The 15,655-nt window shown below is 35.5% G+C and carries 15 protein-coding genes; 2 read left to right on the forward strand and 13 right to left on the reverse strand.

The genetic code is table 11. The annotated features are described in order from the left end of the window. Positions 1–37 precede the first annotated feature (37 nt). The 3 genes from selA to selB form a co-directional block, all read right to left on the reverse strand. A complete protein-coding gene (gene selA, locus J0N78_RS06700; protein WP_209122260.1) occupies positions 38–1,441 on the reverse strand; it encodes an L-seryl-tRNA(Sec) selenium transferase in 1,404 nt (467 codons plus the stop codon). Positions 1,442–1,520: 79 nt separating this feature from the next. Further along, on the reverse strand, positions 1,521–1,757 hold the full coding sequence (locus tag J0N78_RS26480; RefSeq protein ID WP_374193883.1) for an Rdx family protein: 237 nt from the start codon (positions 1,755–1,757) through the stop codon (positions 1,521–1,523). A gap of 160 nt (positions 1,758–1,917) precedes the next feature. Beyond that, entirely contained in the window at positions 1,918–3,816 is a 1,899-nt protein-coding gene (selB, locus tag J0N78_RS06710; RefSeq protein ID WP_307794909.1) for a selenocysteine-specific translation elongation factor, read from the reverse strand. A gap of 133 nt (positions 3,817–3,949) precedes the next feature. Here selB and J0N78_RS06715 point away from each other — a divergent pair, with 133 nt between their 5' ends. Further along, positions 3,950–5,242: an ATP-binding protein gene (locus J0N78_RS06715; protein ID WP_209122261.1), complete on the forward strand. Its 1,293-nt coding sequence runs from the start codon at positions 3,950–3,952 to the stop codon at positions 5,240–5,242. A gap of 32 nt (positions 5,243–5,274) precedes the next feature. On the opposite strand, the gene J0N78_RS06720 is transcribed toward J0N78_RS06715, so the two are convergent. The 8 genes from J0N78_RS06720 to J0N78_RS06755 form a co-directional block, all read right to left on the reverse strand. Further along, positions 5,275–5,733 carry a divergent PAP2 family protein gene (locus J0N78_RS06720; RefSeq protein ID WP_209122263.1) on the reverse strand — a complete coding sequence of 153 codons (459 nt, stop codon included), beginning with the start codon at positions 5,731–5,733 and terminating at the stop codon, positions 5,275–5,277. A gap of 135 nt (positions 5,734–5,868) precedes the next feature. After that, positions 5,869–6,987, reverse strand: a complete 1,119-nt coding sequence (locus J0N78_RS06725) for a DUF3900 domain-containing protein (protein WP_209122264.1) — start codon at positions 6,985–6,987, stop codon at positions 5,869–5,871. 596 nt (positions 6,988–7,583) lie between these two features. Beyond that, positions 7,584–7,790, reverse strand: coding sequence for an alpha/beta-type small acid-soluble spore protein (locus J0N78_RS06730; RefSeq protein WP_209122265.1), 207 nt, complete (start codon positions 7,788–7,790; stop codon positions 7,584–7,586). Positions 7,791–8,031: 241 nt separating this feature from the next. Continuing rightward, complete coding sequence (locus J0N78_RS06735; protein ID WP_374193884.1) at positions 8,032–9,309, reverse strand: peptidase; 1,278 nt, start codon at positions 9,307–9,309, stop codon at positions 8,032–8,034. 14 nt (positions 9,310–9,323) lie between these two features. Continuing rightward, positions 9,324–9,455 (reverse strand): hypothetical protein, encoded by a 132-nt coding sequence (locus J0N78_RS06740; RefSeq protein ID WP_209122268.1) that lies wholly within the window; start codon positions 9,453–9,455, stop codon positions 9,324–9,326. Positions 9,456–9,483: 28 nt separating this feature from the next. Continuing rightward, positions 9,484–10,146 carry a 3-oxoacid CoA-transferase subunit B gene (locus J0N78_RS06745; RefSeq protein ID WP_209122269.1) on the reverse strand — a complete coding sequence of 221 codons (663 nt, stop codon included), beginning with the start codon at positions 10,144–10,146 and terminating at the stop codon, positions 9,484–9,486. Then, positions 10,131–10,805 (reverse strand): CoA transferase subunit A, encoded by a 675-nt coding sequence (locus J0N78_RS06750; protein ID WP_209122270.1) that lies wholly within the window; start codon positions 10,803–10,805, stop codon positions 10,131–10,133. The genes J0N78_RS06745 and J0N78_RS06750 overlap by 16 nt, the downstream gene beginning before the upstream one ends. A 16-nt stretch (positions 10,806–10,821) precedes the next feature. Beyond that, positions 10,822–12,174, reverse strand: coding sequence for an aspartate aminotransferase family protein (locus tag J0N78_RS06755; protein ID WP_209122271.1), 1,353 nt, complete (start codon positions 12,172–12,174; stop codon positions 10,822–10,824). A 319-nt stretch (positions 12,175–12,493) separates the two neighbouring features. Between J0N78_RS06755 and J0N78_RS06760 the strand changes: the two genes are divergently transcribed. Further along, positions 12,494–14,146: a PucR family transcriptional regulator gene (locus tag J0N78_RS06760; protein ID WP_209122272.1), complete on the forward strand. Its 1,653-nt coding sequence runs from the start codon at positions 12,494–12,496 to the stop codon at positions 14,144–14,146. A 212-nt stretch (positions 14,147–14,358) separates the two neighbouring features. On the opposite strand, the gene ablB is transcribed toward J0N78_RS06760, so the two are convergent. Further along, complete coding sequence (ablB, locus tag J0N78_RS06765; RefSeq protein WP_209122273.1) at positions 14,359–15,216, reverse strand: putative beta-lysine N-acetyltransferase; 858 nt, start codon at positions 15,214–15,216, stop codon at positions 14,359–14,361. A gap of 164 nt (positions 15,217–15,380) precedes the next feature. Next, a complete protein-coding gene (locus J0N78_RS06770) occupies positions 15,381–15,653 on the reverse strand; it encodes a YokU family protein (RefSeq protein WP_209122274.1) in 273 nt (90 codons plus the stop codon). Positions 15,654–15,655 lie beyond the last annotated feature (2 nt).

Below are 15,655 nucleotides of genomic sequence, written 5' to 3' on the forward strand. Positions count from 1 at the left end.
AAATGGAACACATTTTTTCCCACCAGCTATTTCCATGTCATGATTGAGTGAGCTGTTCAAGCTGTTTAATAATAATGTTGATTTCTTCTTCCGTAATTGTCCTTAAATCGATATGTACTTTTTCATTGATAATTCTAGTCACAACCGCTGGCTCACACCGTCGTAATTCATTAAATAATTGTTGTGCACTCCTACTTTTAGATGTTATTGATACTAGGTACGTTTTTAGTTCAACACCAGGCATCGTTCCTCCACCAATTTGTGATGTACCTTCTTCAAGCTTCATATGAAACGGTAAACTTCTTCCTATTTCTATTAAACGCAATGCTCTTTTTTGGATATTAGTTATTGGCTCCAAAATTGCATTCACAGTTGGGATTTCATTAATCTTTTCACCTGAATAAATATATGCTTTTAGTGTAGCTTCAAGTGCTGCTAATGTCATTTTATCCACTCTTAATACTCGCGCTAACTGATGCTTTTTTAATCGTTGAATAATTTCTTTTTTTCCTGCAATAATTCCCGCTTGTGGACCACCTAATAGTTTATCACCACTAAAAGAAACAATATCTGCACCATTTATTAATGCTTCTTTTACTGTTGGCTCTTCACCAACTTGAAAGTTTCGAAAATCTAACAGGGCCCCACTTCCTAGATCTTCGTAAAAAATCACTTGAGGGTAGTTGGTTTTTAAATTTACTAGGTTTTTTAAAGGAACTGCTGCCGTAAATCCAATCGTTTTAAAATTGCTCGTATGGACTTTCATTATCATACTTGTTTGTTCAGTTAGTGCCCTTTCATAATCGAATGGATGCGTCTTGTTCGTCGTCCCAACTTCTACAAGTTTTGCACCACTTTCTTCCATAATTGCAGATACTCGAAACGAACCACCAATCTCCACTAATTCTCCTCGCGAAACGATGACTTCTTTTTCTTTTGCTAACGCTTTTAGAATAAGATAGACGGCTGCAGCATTATTATTGACCACCATAGCCGCCTCCGCTCCGGTAACTGTTTTAATTACATTCTCAATAATATCGTGCCTCGACCCCCTTATCCCGAGATCAATATTATATTCAAGATTAGAGTAGTTTCTTGCAGCTAGTACAACTTGATGAATTGCTTCTTCACTTAATTTAGCTCTACCTAAATTTGTATGTAATATCGTACCCGTACCGTTAATTACTCGTTTCAAAGAATAGTCTGAAAATTCCTTTACTACTTTTTCAAGCTCAACAAAAATTCTGTTTTGTAATTGTTCAGCATTTGTAATATTTTCAAGGTTCTCTTTCATCATATCGGCTCTAATCTGGCCAACAACCTCTTGAGCTAATAAAGTGAGCAGTTCCTGTGAACTGTTATACTTGTCCAATAAAGATAAAAACATTTCACTCTTTTGAATTTCATGAATTGGTGGCAATCCTCTTAGTAATTCCTTCATTACATATCTCCTCTCATTTAATTTCATCATGAAAAAGAGGCTGATATAACTTTTTGTCAGCCTCTTTTTGTATCTTATCCTACATTTTTTCCATCTTTTCAATAATCAGACTTGACTCAGGAAATTCACCTGTCTCAAGCTTTGAATAAAGTTTTTCTCCGTTTACAGTTACCTCAAAAGCACCACCAGAACTAGAGATTAACTCCAAACTTTCTACATTTCCACGAAAATGATTAAATAACTCTTCCGCAAAACTTGCGGCTTTTGGTGCAAAGTTTCACATCATGCAAAATTCTACAATTACTTTGTACATCATAAAACCTTCCTTTCTTACAAAAGTAGTTCATTTTTCATTTTAATGTATCATTTGCCAGTATGCAAAGACATTGACTATACTAGTATCCCAATGTCGATGCCCCTTAAATGTTTGCCAAATTACAGCTAATAATGTTTTAAGCGGGATTTTGTTACGTCTATTATCTTTTCCAAACTCTATTTTGCTCTTCCCGACTTGTGTATCCTAATCGATCAAGGAGTTCTAATAAAGGTACGAGGTACTTTCTTGAGACATTTAATACTTCTTTTGCATCTTTTAATGAAAATTCGTTTTTCGTATGATTACGTAAAGATAAAACTACTTTATTTAGAACATCCTTGTGAATAAAATGTTTATCATCAAGGTCATATAATTGTTCCGTTCTAACTAAAAAATACTTAACTTCTTCTTGAAGAGCTGGTGGTAATTGCTGTTTTATAAACCATTCACTTAATGGAGAAACATTTAGTTCCTCTTTTTTTAACCCTTCACAAATATTGTTGACTCGTTTGTCCCATACTTTCGGTATATATGGAGTAAACCCTTCTAAAGCAAGAAATGGTCCCACTTTTATGATTTTTCCCTTTTTAACTGCTAATTCGATAAAATGTTCGAGAAGCTTTAACTCGATGATTGAACCAAAGCTTTGAATAATTTCTGCCTTCTTTTTACCAACTTGCATTGAATTTTCTTCATGAAATTTACTAAGATCAGCCTCAATTTGCATAAGGATCTCCTCATACAATGAATAGAGTGTAAACTGCCCTTTTTCCCACTCATACAGTACGTCTTCTTTGATTAATTCATTCATCGTGTTCAATAATTCAATTGGATTAATACTCGTTCGGATCCCTAATTCCTCTTGGGTCAGGGTATGATATATTTTAAGCGTTTCAATAATTATATCTTTCGGTTCTCCTACTTGTTTTCTTTTGAGCATTTCAATCGTATTTTCACCGAAACGATATCTTTGCCCAATTGGATTTATTACGATCCCACCACCGATCGTTTCTACTGGTGTAGGCCGCCTTAAAATAAAACGATCCCCTCTTTTCGTTACGATCGGTTCATCAAGTTGCAATTGACAAAGAATTTCTTCATTTTCTTGTAGCTTATTACGATCAAACATTACAATTTTACCGTAGACTTCAGCCGTTCCAATATAAACCTTTATGTAACTTCGTTGCTTTACTGGATGTTCTAGTTTGTTTACGACTTTTAGCGAAACATCTAACATCGTCGTTACAGAATAATATTGTGAGGATACAAGAACATCCCCTCGCTTCAGCTCACTTTTGGAAAGACCACCAACATTAATAGCAGCTCTTTGACCTGCTACTGCTTCCGTGATTGGTTGGTGATGTACTTGAATTTGCCTTGCTCGAGTCTTCTGTCTACTTGGTAATACTTCGAGAAGTTCACCTTCTTTAATAATTCCCTCATAGACGGTACCTCTCACTACGGTACCTTGTCCATGAACAGTAAACACTTGATCAATGGGTAACCGAAAAGGACCGACTGGATTACGACAAGGAACAGTCGTCAACTCTTCATTTATAATACCTTTTAATTCTGGTATCCCTTTTAAACTTAGACTATCTACATAGCAAATTGGGGCGTTTTCTAGAAACGTCCCTGCACACTCTGTTCGTATATCGTCTTCTACTAATGATAGTAATTCATCTTCAGCATTATCAATTTTCGTAACTACAATTATTCCCCGTTCAATTCCGAGCAACGATAGAATTTCAATATGCTCTCTCGTCTGTGGCATGACTCCCTCATCTGCTGCCACTACAAGGAGGACTAAATCAATTCCTGCTACACCTGCTATCATTTGCCGAATAAATCGCTCATGTCCTGGCACATCAATGACCGATAACGCGATATCTTCTGATAGCTGTAGATACGCATATCCTAACTCTATTGAAATATTACGGTCTTGCTCTTCTTTTAAACGATCAGTCTCAATATTTGTCAGTGCTTTCGTTAAGGATGTTTTCCCGTGATCAATATGACCTGATAATCCTATCGTATACTGTTTTCCGATCTTAATCACCTCTAAACTAACATACTAAAGCTCATTATAACTTTTTTTTCGTAAAGCTAAAAGATTTACAATAATTATCTTATAAACATTAGTGTAACTAATGTTATAATAGTCGTTGAATTTATTATGAAAGGCGGATAATATGGAGGCTATAAAACGCTTATTTAAAATAAAACCTTACTATAAAATACCGATGATATATATATCACTTGGAATTATTTGGATTTTATCAACAGACTTAATGTTAGCTCACATGGAACAAAGTACTAATATAGATGAAATATGGAGAACTTTTAAAGGTTGGTTGTTCATCATTGTATCTGGGGTGTTATTCTTTTTTCTTTTTAGAAACCAATACAAAATTCAAAAAGTTGAAGAAGAAAGAGAAATGCTGTCGTCTCTCATTAATGCGATGTCTGACTTCATTTCAATTAAAGATGGAGACAATCGGTGGAAAGAGCTCAATGACTTTGCTTATAAGTTATATGAGCTTCATGATGAAGATTACTTAGGAAAAAATGATGCTGAACTGAGTGAATTATATCCTGCTTACCGTGAACATTTCTTAGAATGCGTAAGAACTGACGAAGAAGCATGGGCAAAGAAAAAGCCAATTCAATTTGAAGAAGTCCTTCTACTTGAAGAAGGACAAAAGACCTTTCAAGTCATAAAAGTTCCTCTATTTACGAAAGACGGAAAACGAAAAGCGCTATTTGTAATCGGTCGAGACATTACCGACATTAAACGTGCCGAAGAACTTATCGCGAAAAATGAGAAGCTCTCCGTCGTCGGTCAATTAGCTGCTGGTGTCGCACATGAAATTCGAAATCCATTAACATCACTGAAAGGTTTTGTTAGATTAATTCAAGAAAATAAAGGTGACAACAATTTTTATTTAAACATTATGGATAATGAGCTAGAACGAATTAACATTATTGTTAATGAACTTTTATTAATTGCGAAACCACAAAAAGAATCATTTACAAAAAATAATATCGTTAATTTAATACGAAGTGTTATTGATTTGATGTCTTCTGAAGCAAAAATGACCGGAATAACGATTGAAGTAAAAGCTGCAGAGCAAATACCACTTATCGATTGTGAAGCCTATCATTTAAAGCAGGTCTTTATTAATATAATTAAAAATGCGATTGAAGCATCAAAGGTAGGAACCTCGATTCATGTTAACATTTTTCAGGAACAAGATATGGTATGTATTGAAGTAATTGATGAAGGTTGTGGCATTGAAAAAGAACGACTTCAAAAAATTGGTGAACCATTTTTTACGATGAAAGAAAAAGGGACAGGGCTTGGAATGACTGTCTCCTTTAAAATCATTCAAAATCATAATGGGTCTTTGCAAATTGATAGTGAGGTTGGTCAAGGGACAACGGTTTCGGTTCGATTACCCATTGACAATAATCAACTATCATAAAAATAGAGGTTTTCTTCATATGAAGAAAACCTCTATTTTTCATATAATAGGTAGCTTATTGCTCCTGTAAATGCTCCTAATAATGCACCTCCTATTACTTCCTGTGGTTGATGCCCAAGCATTTCTTTTAATTTACGATCCTTTTCCTCGTGAGCAGCCTGTGATTCATGTCCTGCAAGCTTGTCCACTTCTTCATCTAAATGATTAACTTTTATCGTTAACTCCCCGGCCTGCCTTCGAATACCTTGTGCATCATACATTACAATCAACCCAAAAACAGCTGCTAATGCAAAATCAACTGTCTTAAAACCTTTTTTCAACCCGATATATGTCGCTAAAGCTGTCACACCAGCGGAGTGTGAACTTGGCATATTCCCACTTTCTATTACCGATTTCCAGTTCCACGTTCCCGTTGCTTGCTTATTTAATGGAACTTTTAATAATTGAGCAATACCAATTGTCGTTAATGCCGTCGTAATCTCTTTATTCATCAGAGCTTCACCTCTTGTTTATTGTTCGTCATCAATAGCTTTCTATGCTAATCGAATAAAAATAATCCATATTGTGCATTTACTTATGAGCACAACATGGATCACGATTTCTAGAATTACAAAATAGTACACCGCTTATTTTCCGATTTTATCTATGATATCTTTCATCTCATTCGGCCTTAAAAATTCAACGGGTGAAGCCCCTTTACCAAACTCTAATCGATCGCCTTCTAACAAAACATAATAGCGCCCATTTTGTTTTCCGATATGAACATTTACCCCAAAATCAGATAATAAAGCTTTCACCGCCATATGATCTAACTTAAACGATAAATCGAGTTCTGGAATTTGCTCGACGAGATGATACGAAGCTTCCATTACTTGCTCAGATGACCATTGTTCTTGGAGTTCCCGTTTCGGGCTCGTTGCCCATACTTCCATCGTTGTGTCAAAGTCAGTTTGCGGTGCTTCTGTTGTTTCGGTTACTTCTTGCTCTTCCGATTCCTCATCCTCAGACTGTTTGATATTATACTGAGGCATAGCTCCTGTATCCTCATAATACTGCTTCGCCATTGTAATCACTTGATCTTTTACAATTTCAGGCATTGACCGCTCATATTCAACATACTTAAGGAAGTCCTCAAAATATCGAGAGTGAGACGATTGATGAATTTTCAGCTCCCACTCTTCAATCATGCCTTCTTCTGGCATGTATGGGTATTGGATGGATTTCATATTTTTTGTAGTAATCGCCATTTCAACTTGTTGAATTAAACTCTTTTCATCTGTAATTGTCGCAACTTTCGGTTCAAAATCACATTTTAAGACAAAGACAAATGGCTCATCAAAATACTTATTTAATTTTGCTCTCGCTACAATCAAGGCACCACCTCGTATGGAGCTTGTATCCATATACGACCGTACGAGTTGCTCACAACTATGTTGAAAATCCTCAGATGTAGCTGCCGTTCGAATTTTATTAAATTGATTAAAGTTGGGATTTGATGCTAGATCGTAGCCTTCCTCAACATGAAATCGTCCTATTTTTGTTGGCACTTGTTCAGATTTAGGATGTCTTTCGACTTTCCGTTTTGAAATCTTCATTAATTCACCCTCTAAAAAATCACTTAAAGGATGATTTATATACGATTTTTCATCTAACGTCTGGTAATGCTTATAGCTTTTTGATCCTTGTTCACCTTGACCATCAGAATCAATAACAAAGAAAGATAAAAATTGAATATCAAAATCCATTTTTCTCACCTAATTTATATATGTAATGATAACCTTTTAATTATAGGTATTCATCCCTCTAAGGTCAACAGTTAAAGACCCCATTTTTTTAAAGGTCAGATAGATAAAAAAGGCAATTCAATCAATTTATTATAATTATAAGATATCTTATTTGATTAAATTTACTAACTATTGTTTAAAATAACAAATAATCGTTAGTATAAACGTTTTTGAATTCGTCTTCGACGTTTTTACTAGCGATAATACCGTGTTATCGTCCTCCCTCATGAATTCGAGTCTCCCATTTGTCGATACCACGGTATTTCGTTTTATCAATTTATTGGATATTTAGAATACTACCTCCTAAGAAAAGCGCAAACGCCCGTTTAGCGGCGTATGGACTGGAGCGCTCCGTATGAGATAACGGAAACACGGCGAGTGCTAACGAGGCGATGTTGACTTATCGTAAGGAGGAGAGCGAAGCGACCTCGAGCCGATGACACCTGTAGCTAGACCTTCTCGAATTTTAAACTTTCTTATTCTTCAAAAAAAGAAGTAGGATCTATCCTACTTCTTAAGTGCCATATTTATTTAGATTGGAGGTGTGATGAGGATAATTATTGTGGCGAACCGCCATTTAATTGCTGTTCAGCCATTTGTACAAGACGCTTTGTAATTTCTCCACCTACTGAACCATTAGATCGAGAGGTACCATCAGCATTCAATTGTACACCAAATTCTTGTGCGATTTCATACTTCATTTGGTCTAGGGCTTGCTCAACTCCTGGTACTACCAATTTGTTTGAACTACGATTATTTGCCATTTTCATGACCTCCTTTTGTATGATGTACTTATAAATTGTGTAGTACCTAACTGTTTTATGTAGCCAAATGATGGATGTGAATTCCTTTCCATTTATTATTTTGAGAGCCGTTTATAATAAAACAACAAAAGGGTAAACTTGATGTTAAGGAAAGCCTCAAATTTTAAAAAAGAACTAAAGGTAAATCTAAGTGGCAGTCATCTAGACAAGATAAAAGAACAATAAACTGTGACTAAATATTTCAGTTATCCGCTTCATATATCCCGCACCACTCAATAACGGTAAGTGCAATAACCTCTGCTGCTTCGAAGACTTTATTTAGTTCAATATATTCATTTGGAAAATGCGCCATAGTGGATACACCTGGTCCAAAAATAATCGAAGGAGTCTGTCCAACTTGGGATAGTAAACCACCATCAGTCCCCCATGGGGATGCTTCTATTATCGGAGACTTACCTAAAACATCTTCGTATTTGTTTGATAAGATCTTCATTAATGGATGGTCCTCAACAATTGAACCTGGCAACCAACGTGCACCATACCATTCAAGTTTTACTGGGTTATCTCTGAACCAAAGATCAATAGATCCTAAATCCTTTAACCATTCTTCCAATTCTATTTGAACCTCTTCAATCTGTTCGTCAGGTGCTATACCGATTCGCCCCTCTAGTTTCACTTGATCAGCAACAGATGACGGCCAGTCCCCACCCTCTATACGACCAATATTAATCGGAACAGGAATAGGTATATTATTATATAATGGATCACGAATCCGTTTATTACGTATTTTTTCAAGGGTTTCAATATGTCTAAGAACGAGAGTACTCTTTTCTATAGCACTTACACCATAATAACGTGTTCCCCCATGTGCAGCACGCCCTTTAATGTGTATCCTAAACCATTTCGACCCTTGTTGTTTCGGAAATATTTTCATATTTGTTGGTTCAGGTATTATTGCTGCATCCGCCTTGTAGCCTTTTAATATAGCATCTAAGGTACCCGCTCCACCGCTTTCTTCCTCAACAACACTTTGTAAAATTACATCACCCTTTAGCTGTAATCCTACTCCCTTAATAGCTTCAACCGCTAAATAAAGAGCAAGGTTGCCACCTTTCATATCCGTTGTACCACGTCCATACATTTTTCCATCAATAATATGACCTTGATAAGGATCACTATCCCATTGGGTAATGTCCCCCGCAGGTACTACATCAACGTGCCCATTTAAAACGATTGAAGGTCCATCTCCTGTACCCTTTAGTACACCTACAACATTGGGACTCCCTTTAAACTCCTCACGTGAAGAAAAGAAATAAGGGTGCTTTTTTAACTGTTCTCCATCTAATTCCCAAGTATCCACTTCCAACCCAATCTTTTTTAACTTGTTTGCTACTAAATACTGAATTTCAGCTTCATTACCTTGTACGCTTGGAATTTTTACAAGTTCCTGTAAAAAAGCAACATGGTTTTCTCGATTTTTTTTCAGCCAAGAATAAATCTTATCTCGTAAACTATCCACTAACATCAACCTCCTTAAAGAGTCATATTTTCATAAATTACTGAAAGTCCCATACCACCAGCCATACATAGAGTGACCATTCCGTGGCGAACATTTTCACGGAGTATTTCATGCATTAATGTTACTGTCACCATGAACATAACCATGACCAAACACCACTTCACCAAGAATACGTTAGTTAATACTTGTTACCGTCTCTGCAATTGTAAATCTTGCATCCGTGCTTTTGATTACATCTTCAATACTATATGACTCCATGATTTCACATAAGAGAAGACCGTTAGTAGTTACTTTAAAAACTGCCATCTCTGTAATAATGAGATCCACACAACCTTTTGCTGTTAATGGGAGGCTACACGTCTTCATAATTTTGGACTCCCCATGTTTATTAACATGGTTCATGAGGACAATTACCTTTTTCGATTTCTGAGCAAGTTCGATAGCACCACCCATCCCAGGAATTTTTTTACCAGGAATAATCCAGTTTGCTAGATCTCCAGTTTCACTAACTTCTAACGCTCCTAAAATGGTGACATCAACAAGCCCTTTACGTATAATGCCAAAAGCAGTAGCACTATCAAAATAAGAAGCACCATTTACAATGGTAATCGGATATCCACCCGCATTACATAAATTAGCATCTTCTAACCCTTTTTTGGGACTTGGTCCTGTACCTAAAATTCCATTTTCCGCATGGAACTTCACTTTCATAGAAGTCGGCAAATAGTTTGCCACCAATGTAGGAATTCCAATTCCTAAATTTACAGTCATATTATTCTTTATCTCTTGAGCAGCTCGTTTGGCAATACGTTGTCTTACTTCTACTCCCATACCCATTTCCAATCGACCCCTTGACTCATTAATATAAAATCTACGAAAACTCCTGGTGTAACAATTTCTTCCGGATTCAGCTCCCCCTCTGAAACTATTTCTTCTACTTCTACAATCGTTATATTTCCAGCCATAGCAACGAGAGGATTTGTGTTTCTTGCACTTTTGTCAAAAATTAAATTTCCATATGTGTCAGCTTTTTTTGCATAGACAATCGAAACATCTGCTGTTAAAGCCGGTTCGACTAAATAAGACTTTCCATTAATCTCAACTCGTTCTTTATTTTCAGCCACAATGCTATCAATGCCTATATCAACTAACACTCCTCCTAATCCCGTTCCCCCAGACCTAATACGTTCAACTAACGTACCTTGTGGTGAGAATTCCACCTCTAATTTTCCTTCGTTCATTAACTGGCCCGCTACTGGGTTGGAACCTATATGAGATGCAATTAAACTTTTTACTCGACCCTGACTTATCAATCTACCAATCCCAATATCAGGAAATCCAACATCATTACCAATCAAGCTTAATTCTCTTACTCCTTTTTTTATAATTCCATCTATTAAAGTTGGTGGATTCCCAATTCCACCAAATCCCCCATACATCAAGCTTATTCCATTGTTTATATGTTCTAATGCTTGTTCAATGGTGCATACTTTCATTACCCCAACCTCCCATTTAAACAATTGAAGAATAACCCCATTGAAGTAAATCTTGCTCTACATCCTTAAGAGCGTCGCTAAACCGATTCACCAACACATCTATTTCTTCTTTACAAATAACAAGTGGAGGCGAGATGAGTATTGCATTACCTCGAACACCTTCCTCTCCAGCATTAGCAGGGTACACGATTAGTCCTCTTTCCATTGATTTTTGAATGACCAGATTACTGATATCTTGTGGTAATGAACATTTCTCACCTTTGTTAGCTACAAATTCAATTCCTAGCAGTAAGCCTTTCCCTCGAACATCACCGATAAATTCAAAGTGTTTACCAAGCTGAAATAAACGTTGTTTAAGGTAATTCCCCATCTCTTCTGCCCTTTGGACTAACTGATGTTTTTCAATGTAATGAAGGACAGCGAGTGAAACTGCTGCTGACTGTGGATTTGCACTATACGTATGTCCACTCATAATAACTTTAGATCCATTTACAATCGGTTCCATTACTCGATCACTAACAACCGTAGCAGCCATTGGAGTATAACCAGCACTCATTCCTTTTCCTAATGCCACAATGTCGGGAAGGACATTCCAATGTTCGATTGCCAACATTCTTCCTGTTCTTCCGATACCTGTCATCACCTCGTCTGCAATAAATAAGATGTTATATTGTTCACAGATCGCTTTAATTTCGGCGTAGTACCCTTCAGGTGGAACAATAGCACCTCCAGCAGCTCCTATAATAGGTTCAGCAATAAAGGCCGCAATTTGATCATGACCTATTCGCTTGATCGCTCGTTCTAATTCTTTTGCACAGAGTAAATTACAGCTAGGGTAGGTTTGACTGAATGGACAGCGGAAACAATATGGTGCACAAACATTAGGAAAATCCTCTAATAGTGGAGTAAATCGTTCCCTTCTACCCACATGGCCAGACATAGATAATGCCCCTAACGTTATTCCGTGGTAACTCATCCATCGCGATAATATTTTATTTTTTTTGAAATTGCCTTGCTCTTGCCAATACTGAATGGCTATCTTCATTGCTGTTTCTGTAGCTTCCGAACCACTATTGACAAAAAAAGACCAATTCAAATCTCCTGGAGTAATTTGACTAATTTTTTTCGCAAGAGCTTCAGCTGGCTCACTTGTAAATTGGGATCGATAAACAAAGGACACCCTTTTCGCTTGATCAATCATTGCATTAATGATTTCTTGAACACCATGCCCGATACTCGCTGTTACAGCGCCTGACGATCCGTCAATATATTCTTTGTTATTTTTATCGTAAAGATATATGCCATTTCCGTATTCAACGGTAGGGTAGACACCTTCTAAAATAGGTTTTATTAAATGATCACGTTTCATCCTTTTTCCTCCCTTTTGATAAAACCTTTACTGCCAGTATCCATTCTTATAGGGATACGATTGTGAGCGTTTAAGAAGCCCGTTACATTATTGAGTTCAGTTTATTTGAATTTAATCTCGTGTTCTATTCGACTAAACGATATAAATTAAAGGAATTTTTTATACAACATGTACAATAATTCATATTTAGAAGACACCTTAATTCTATGGTAGACTATTGATATGATAGTTTTATTGTAATATTGCTAAAATAATATTTTTATACATAACGATTAATTAATAAAAAAGAATGCTTTAGATAATTAAAGGGAGGTTAAAAATGGCTATTAGCATTCATGAAGCATTACAGTTACCTGTAATGAGAGATATAAGGTTAATTGCAGGTCATAAAGGGACATCTAACCTAATAAAATGGGTAACGATAGTAGAAGTAATTGAGGATATTAATAGATTACAAGAAGGAGAGTTTTTAATAACCACTGCATTTGGATTAAGTGAGAGTGAGCAAAAGCAAAATGATTTCAAGCTGCTTTTATCGTTGAAAAAATTGTCCGGAGTTGCTATTTATACAGGCTTTTACCTAAAAGAGATTCCATCCCAATATATTGAAATTGCTAATGAAAATAATTTACCCCTACTAGAGATCCCTACTGATATTAATTTTTCAATGATTACTAAGGCAATTCTTGAACAAATTGTTAATAACCAAATGCAATTATTGGAATATTCACTTAGTATTCATAAGGAACTGACTAAACTAGTACTTGATAATGAGGATCCAAACCAAATTGCCAATACATTATCAAAATTAATTTCATCACCAATTATCATATACGATGAACTGCATGATATTGATCACATAGTAAACAAATCAATAGATATTGTAATTCATGGGACTAAAATAACCTTGCCAGAATTAGAATTCGATTTACTAGAAAAGCTTGAAGAATGCTCAAAAAATAGAACATCAGCATATTTCCACCTTAACCATTACCATATTTCTATTCATCCAATTATTGCAAACGATCATTCTTATGGATGTATCGTAGCTATAAAACCTTCAGAAGTCTGGGGAAAAATGGATGATATCGCTATCGAACATGCAGCAACGATTTATGCCATCGAATCATTAAAAAAAGTAGCAATTGAAGAAACAAAAATTCGACTGCAAGGAGACTTTCTTGAAGACATTATTAATGGCCATATTGCGAATAAATCTATATCAATTGAACAAGGGCAAAAGCTTGGATACGACCTTTCCTTGACACAAACTTTCTTCTATCTAACTTTTGAAGAGTGTGACGATAAACAAAGAGATTTACCAACACTAATTAGTAAACTTTTGCAAATCGTCAATCAACTGCTAAAGCAAAAAAGGAAACCTTTCATTGTTCGTTCTAAGTTAGATTCTTTGTTGCTATTAACAAATGTAACAGAAAGTAATAGTAAAAAAATGGCTTATGAAATAGAAAAGCAATGGAGGTACTTCTTTCCATCTATTTTATTAAAAATAGGTATTGGAAAATCTTATGATGATATTAATATGTTATCTAAAAGTGCGAAAGAAGCACAAATTGCTGTTTCATTATCAGGATTAATCTCCAATTCAAGCTCAATAACACACTTTGATGAGCTTGGTATGTATCAATTACTTATTAATATGAAAAAATCGGGTATCGATTTAAAAAATTTCTATACGGAGAACATAGGAGTTTTATTATATAATAGTAGACAAGGAACAGATTTCATCGAGACATTAGATACGTATTTAAAGAACAACCAAAACATGCAAACAACGGCTACGGAATTGTTTATTCATCGTCATACCTTAAAATATCGTCTAAAACAAATTGAGAAAAAAACCGGTATAGATTTAAAAATTGCCGATGATCGATTGAGAATACAGTTAGCTATTATGGCTTATAAACTCCTTTACCACTTAGAACAAGCCGGCGACATAGATTGTTTATAGCATTGGCCCTGATCCTCCTTTAATATTTCATAAAAGAGAGCTTACCCATATGTAGTTTCGACTGATGAGTAAGCTCCGCACGATATTAAAATGGCCCTTCTTTTTAACTGCCTGTATGCTTCTTATTAGTTATCACCAACCACGTTCTTGCATACGTTCTGATGGCTCAAGGGTTGAAATTTCAATTCCATTTTTTCAGTAACGATCTCGACTTATACTAATTTTTTAACCCATATATTCATATCCTCAAATTCTCCAAAAATATCACAGTTCTTAGTTAACCTCCCGTTATACTGATAACCTAACTTCCCAAAAACAGCATTCATACCGAAGGACCGTGCGCGAGCTAATGAATACGCGCAATAAATGTTTTGCTCAATTAAATATTTTTCTAGTTCTGTAATAAGTAGCTTCATAAACCCATATTTTCGATGCTCTTTGAGCGTTGCACAATCGGTCATTTCCGCATTTTGGTAATGAGCATTCACTTCTGCTGAAGCAGCACTAACAATTTCACTATTCCATTCAACAAGATAAAAAATAGTTCCTTCATCCATTACTTTCTCGATGTAACTTTTTTCATTCATCGGTGTTGGATAGGATGGGAAGACGTGGTGATACAGTTTGGCAAGATCACTTGCATCATCTTGTGTCGCTAGTCTCATCTTGTAGATACTTGGTAACAGTTGAATAGGTTCATTATTTGGGAGCTCTAAAACACTGTTAATAATATCATCTTCTTCTTTCCAGTAATGACTTGTTCGCCGTTCATCAGAAAAATAGTAACTCATAAAATAAGCATCACTTCCGCTAAAAAACCCTTCAATGATTCCTTCGAGTTGATATCCATAAGACAAAAATTTTCTCCAATCTCCATCTTTTGATTTAATAATAACTTTTGTAAAAGAATACTCTTTGGCAATCTCGACAACTCTTTTCATAATAGACGAAACATTTCCGCGATAGTCGTCTACACGTAATCGTCGATTAGTGATATCGATATAAATGTTTATTGTATAATTCACGCCAGATTCACATTGAGATATGTGAAATATATTACTATTCTTCATAATAAGCACCTTCCTTTGTTATAAAGGATGCCTCAAAGGCTTTTTACCTTTGAAACATCCTTTAAGCAGTAAGTGTCATACATTCCATTTCGTAAAACTAATTGTTTAAGCATATTGCTTTTTTAGTTCAGCTCATTTTTTTACATTTAGGGCAACCTCACCGATCACGTTTGATTACCTAATGCAAATATATTTTTTACTGGAGCATCAAGCAAATCTTTATATGTTATTTTGTTTGAGTATTCAGATAAATCCTTCATATATAAATGATTATCAATTTCTTGATTCATTTCATCCGTCAAGTATGTGCCACAGCTTTTACAAAACTTTGCTGGTATTTGTAATATTTCTACGTAATCTTTTCCGTCTGGCATCACCCAATAACAGGTTTTAGTCGCTTCTTGTACCTCTTTATCTTCACACCATGTGCATTGCAAGA

It is taken from the genome of Alkalihalobacillus sp. BA299 (assembly GCF_017745675.1).
In the GTDB taxonomy this organism is placed as follows: Bacteria; Bacillota; Bacilli; order Bacillales; family Bacillaceae_F; genus Alkalihalobacterium.

What these genes read in the sequence shown, in the direction of transcription:
- selA (WP_209122260.1), bottom strand. Translation starts at nt 1,441, where the DNA reads ATGAAGGAATTACTAAGAGGATTGCCACCAATTCATGAAATTCAAAAG.
- J0N78_RS06715 (WP_209122261.1), top strand. Translation starts at nt 3,950, where the DNA reads ATGGAGGCTATAAAACGCTTATTTAAAATAAAACCTTACTATAAAATA.
- J0N78_RS06720 (WP_209122263.1), bottom strand. Translation starts at nt 5,733, where the DNA reads ATGAATAAAGAGATTACGACGGCATTAACGACAATTGGTATTGCTCAA.
- J0N78_RS06725 (WP_209122264.1), bottom strand. Translation starts at nt 6,987, where the DNA reads ATGGATTTTGATATTCAATTTTTATCTTTCTTTGTTATTGATTCTGAT.
- J0N78_RS06730 (WP_209122265.1), bottom strand. Translation starts at nt 7,790, where the DNA reads ATGGCAAATAATCGTAGTTCAAACAAATTGGTAGTACCAGGAGTTGAG.
- J0N78_RS06740 (WP_209122268.1), bottom strand. Translation starts at nt 9,455, where the DNA reads ATGGTTATGTTCATGGTGACAGTAACATTAATGCATGAAATACTCCGT.
- J0N78_RS06745 (WP_209122269.1), bottom strand. Translation starts at nt 10,146, where the DNA reads ATGGGTATGGGAGTAGAAGTAAGACAACGTATTGCCAAACGAGCTGCT.
- J0N78_RS06750 (WP_209122270.1), bottom strand. Translation starts at nt 10,805, where the DNA reads ATGAAAGTATGCACCATTGAACAAGCATTAGAACATATAAACAATGGA.
- J0N78_RS06755 (WP_209122271.1), bottom strand. Translation starts at nt 12,174, where the DNA reads ATGAAACGTGATCATTTAATAAAACCTATTTTAGAAGGTGTCTACCCT.
- J0N78_RS06760 (WP_209122272.1), top strand. Translation starts at nt 12,494, where the DNA reads ATGGCTATTAGCATTCATGAAGCATTACAGTTACCTGTAATGAGAGAT.
- ablB (WP_209122273.1), bottom strand. Translation starts at nt 15,216, where the DNA reads ATGAAGAATAGTAATATATTTCACATATCTCAATGTGAATCTGGCGTG.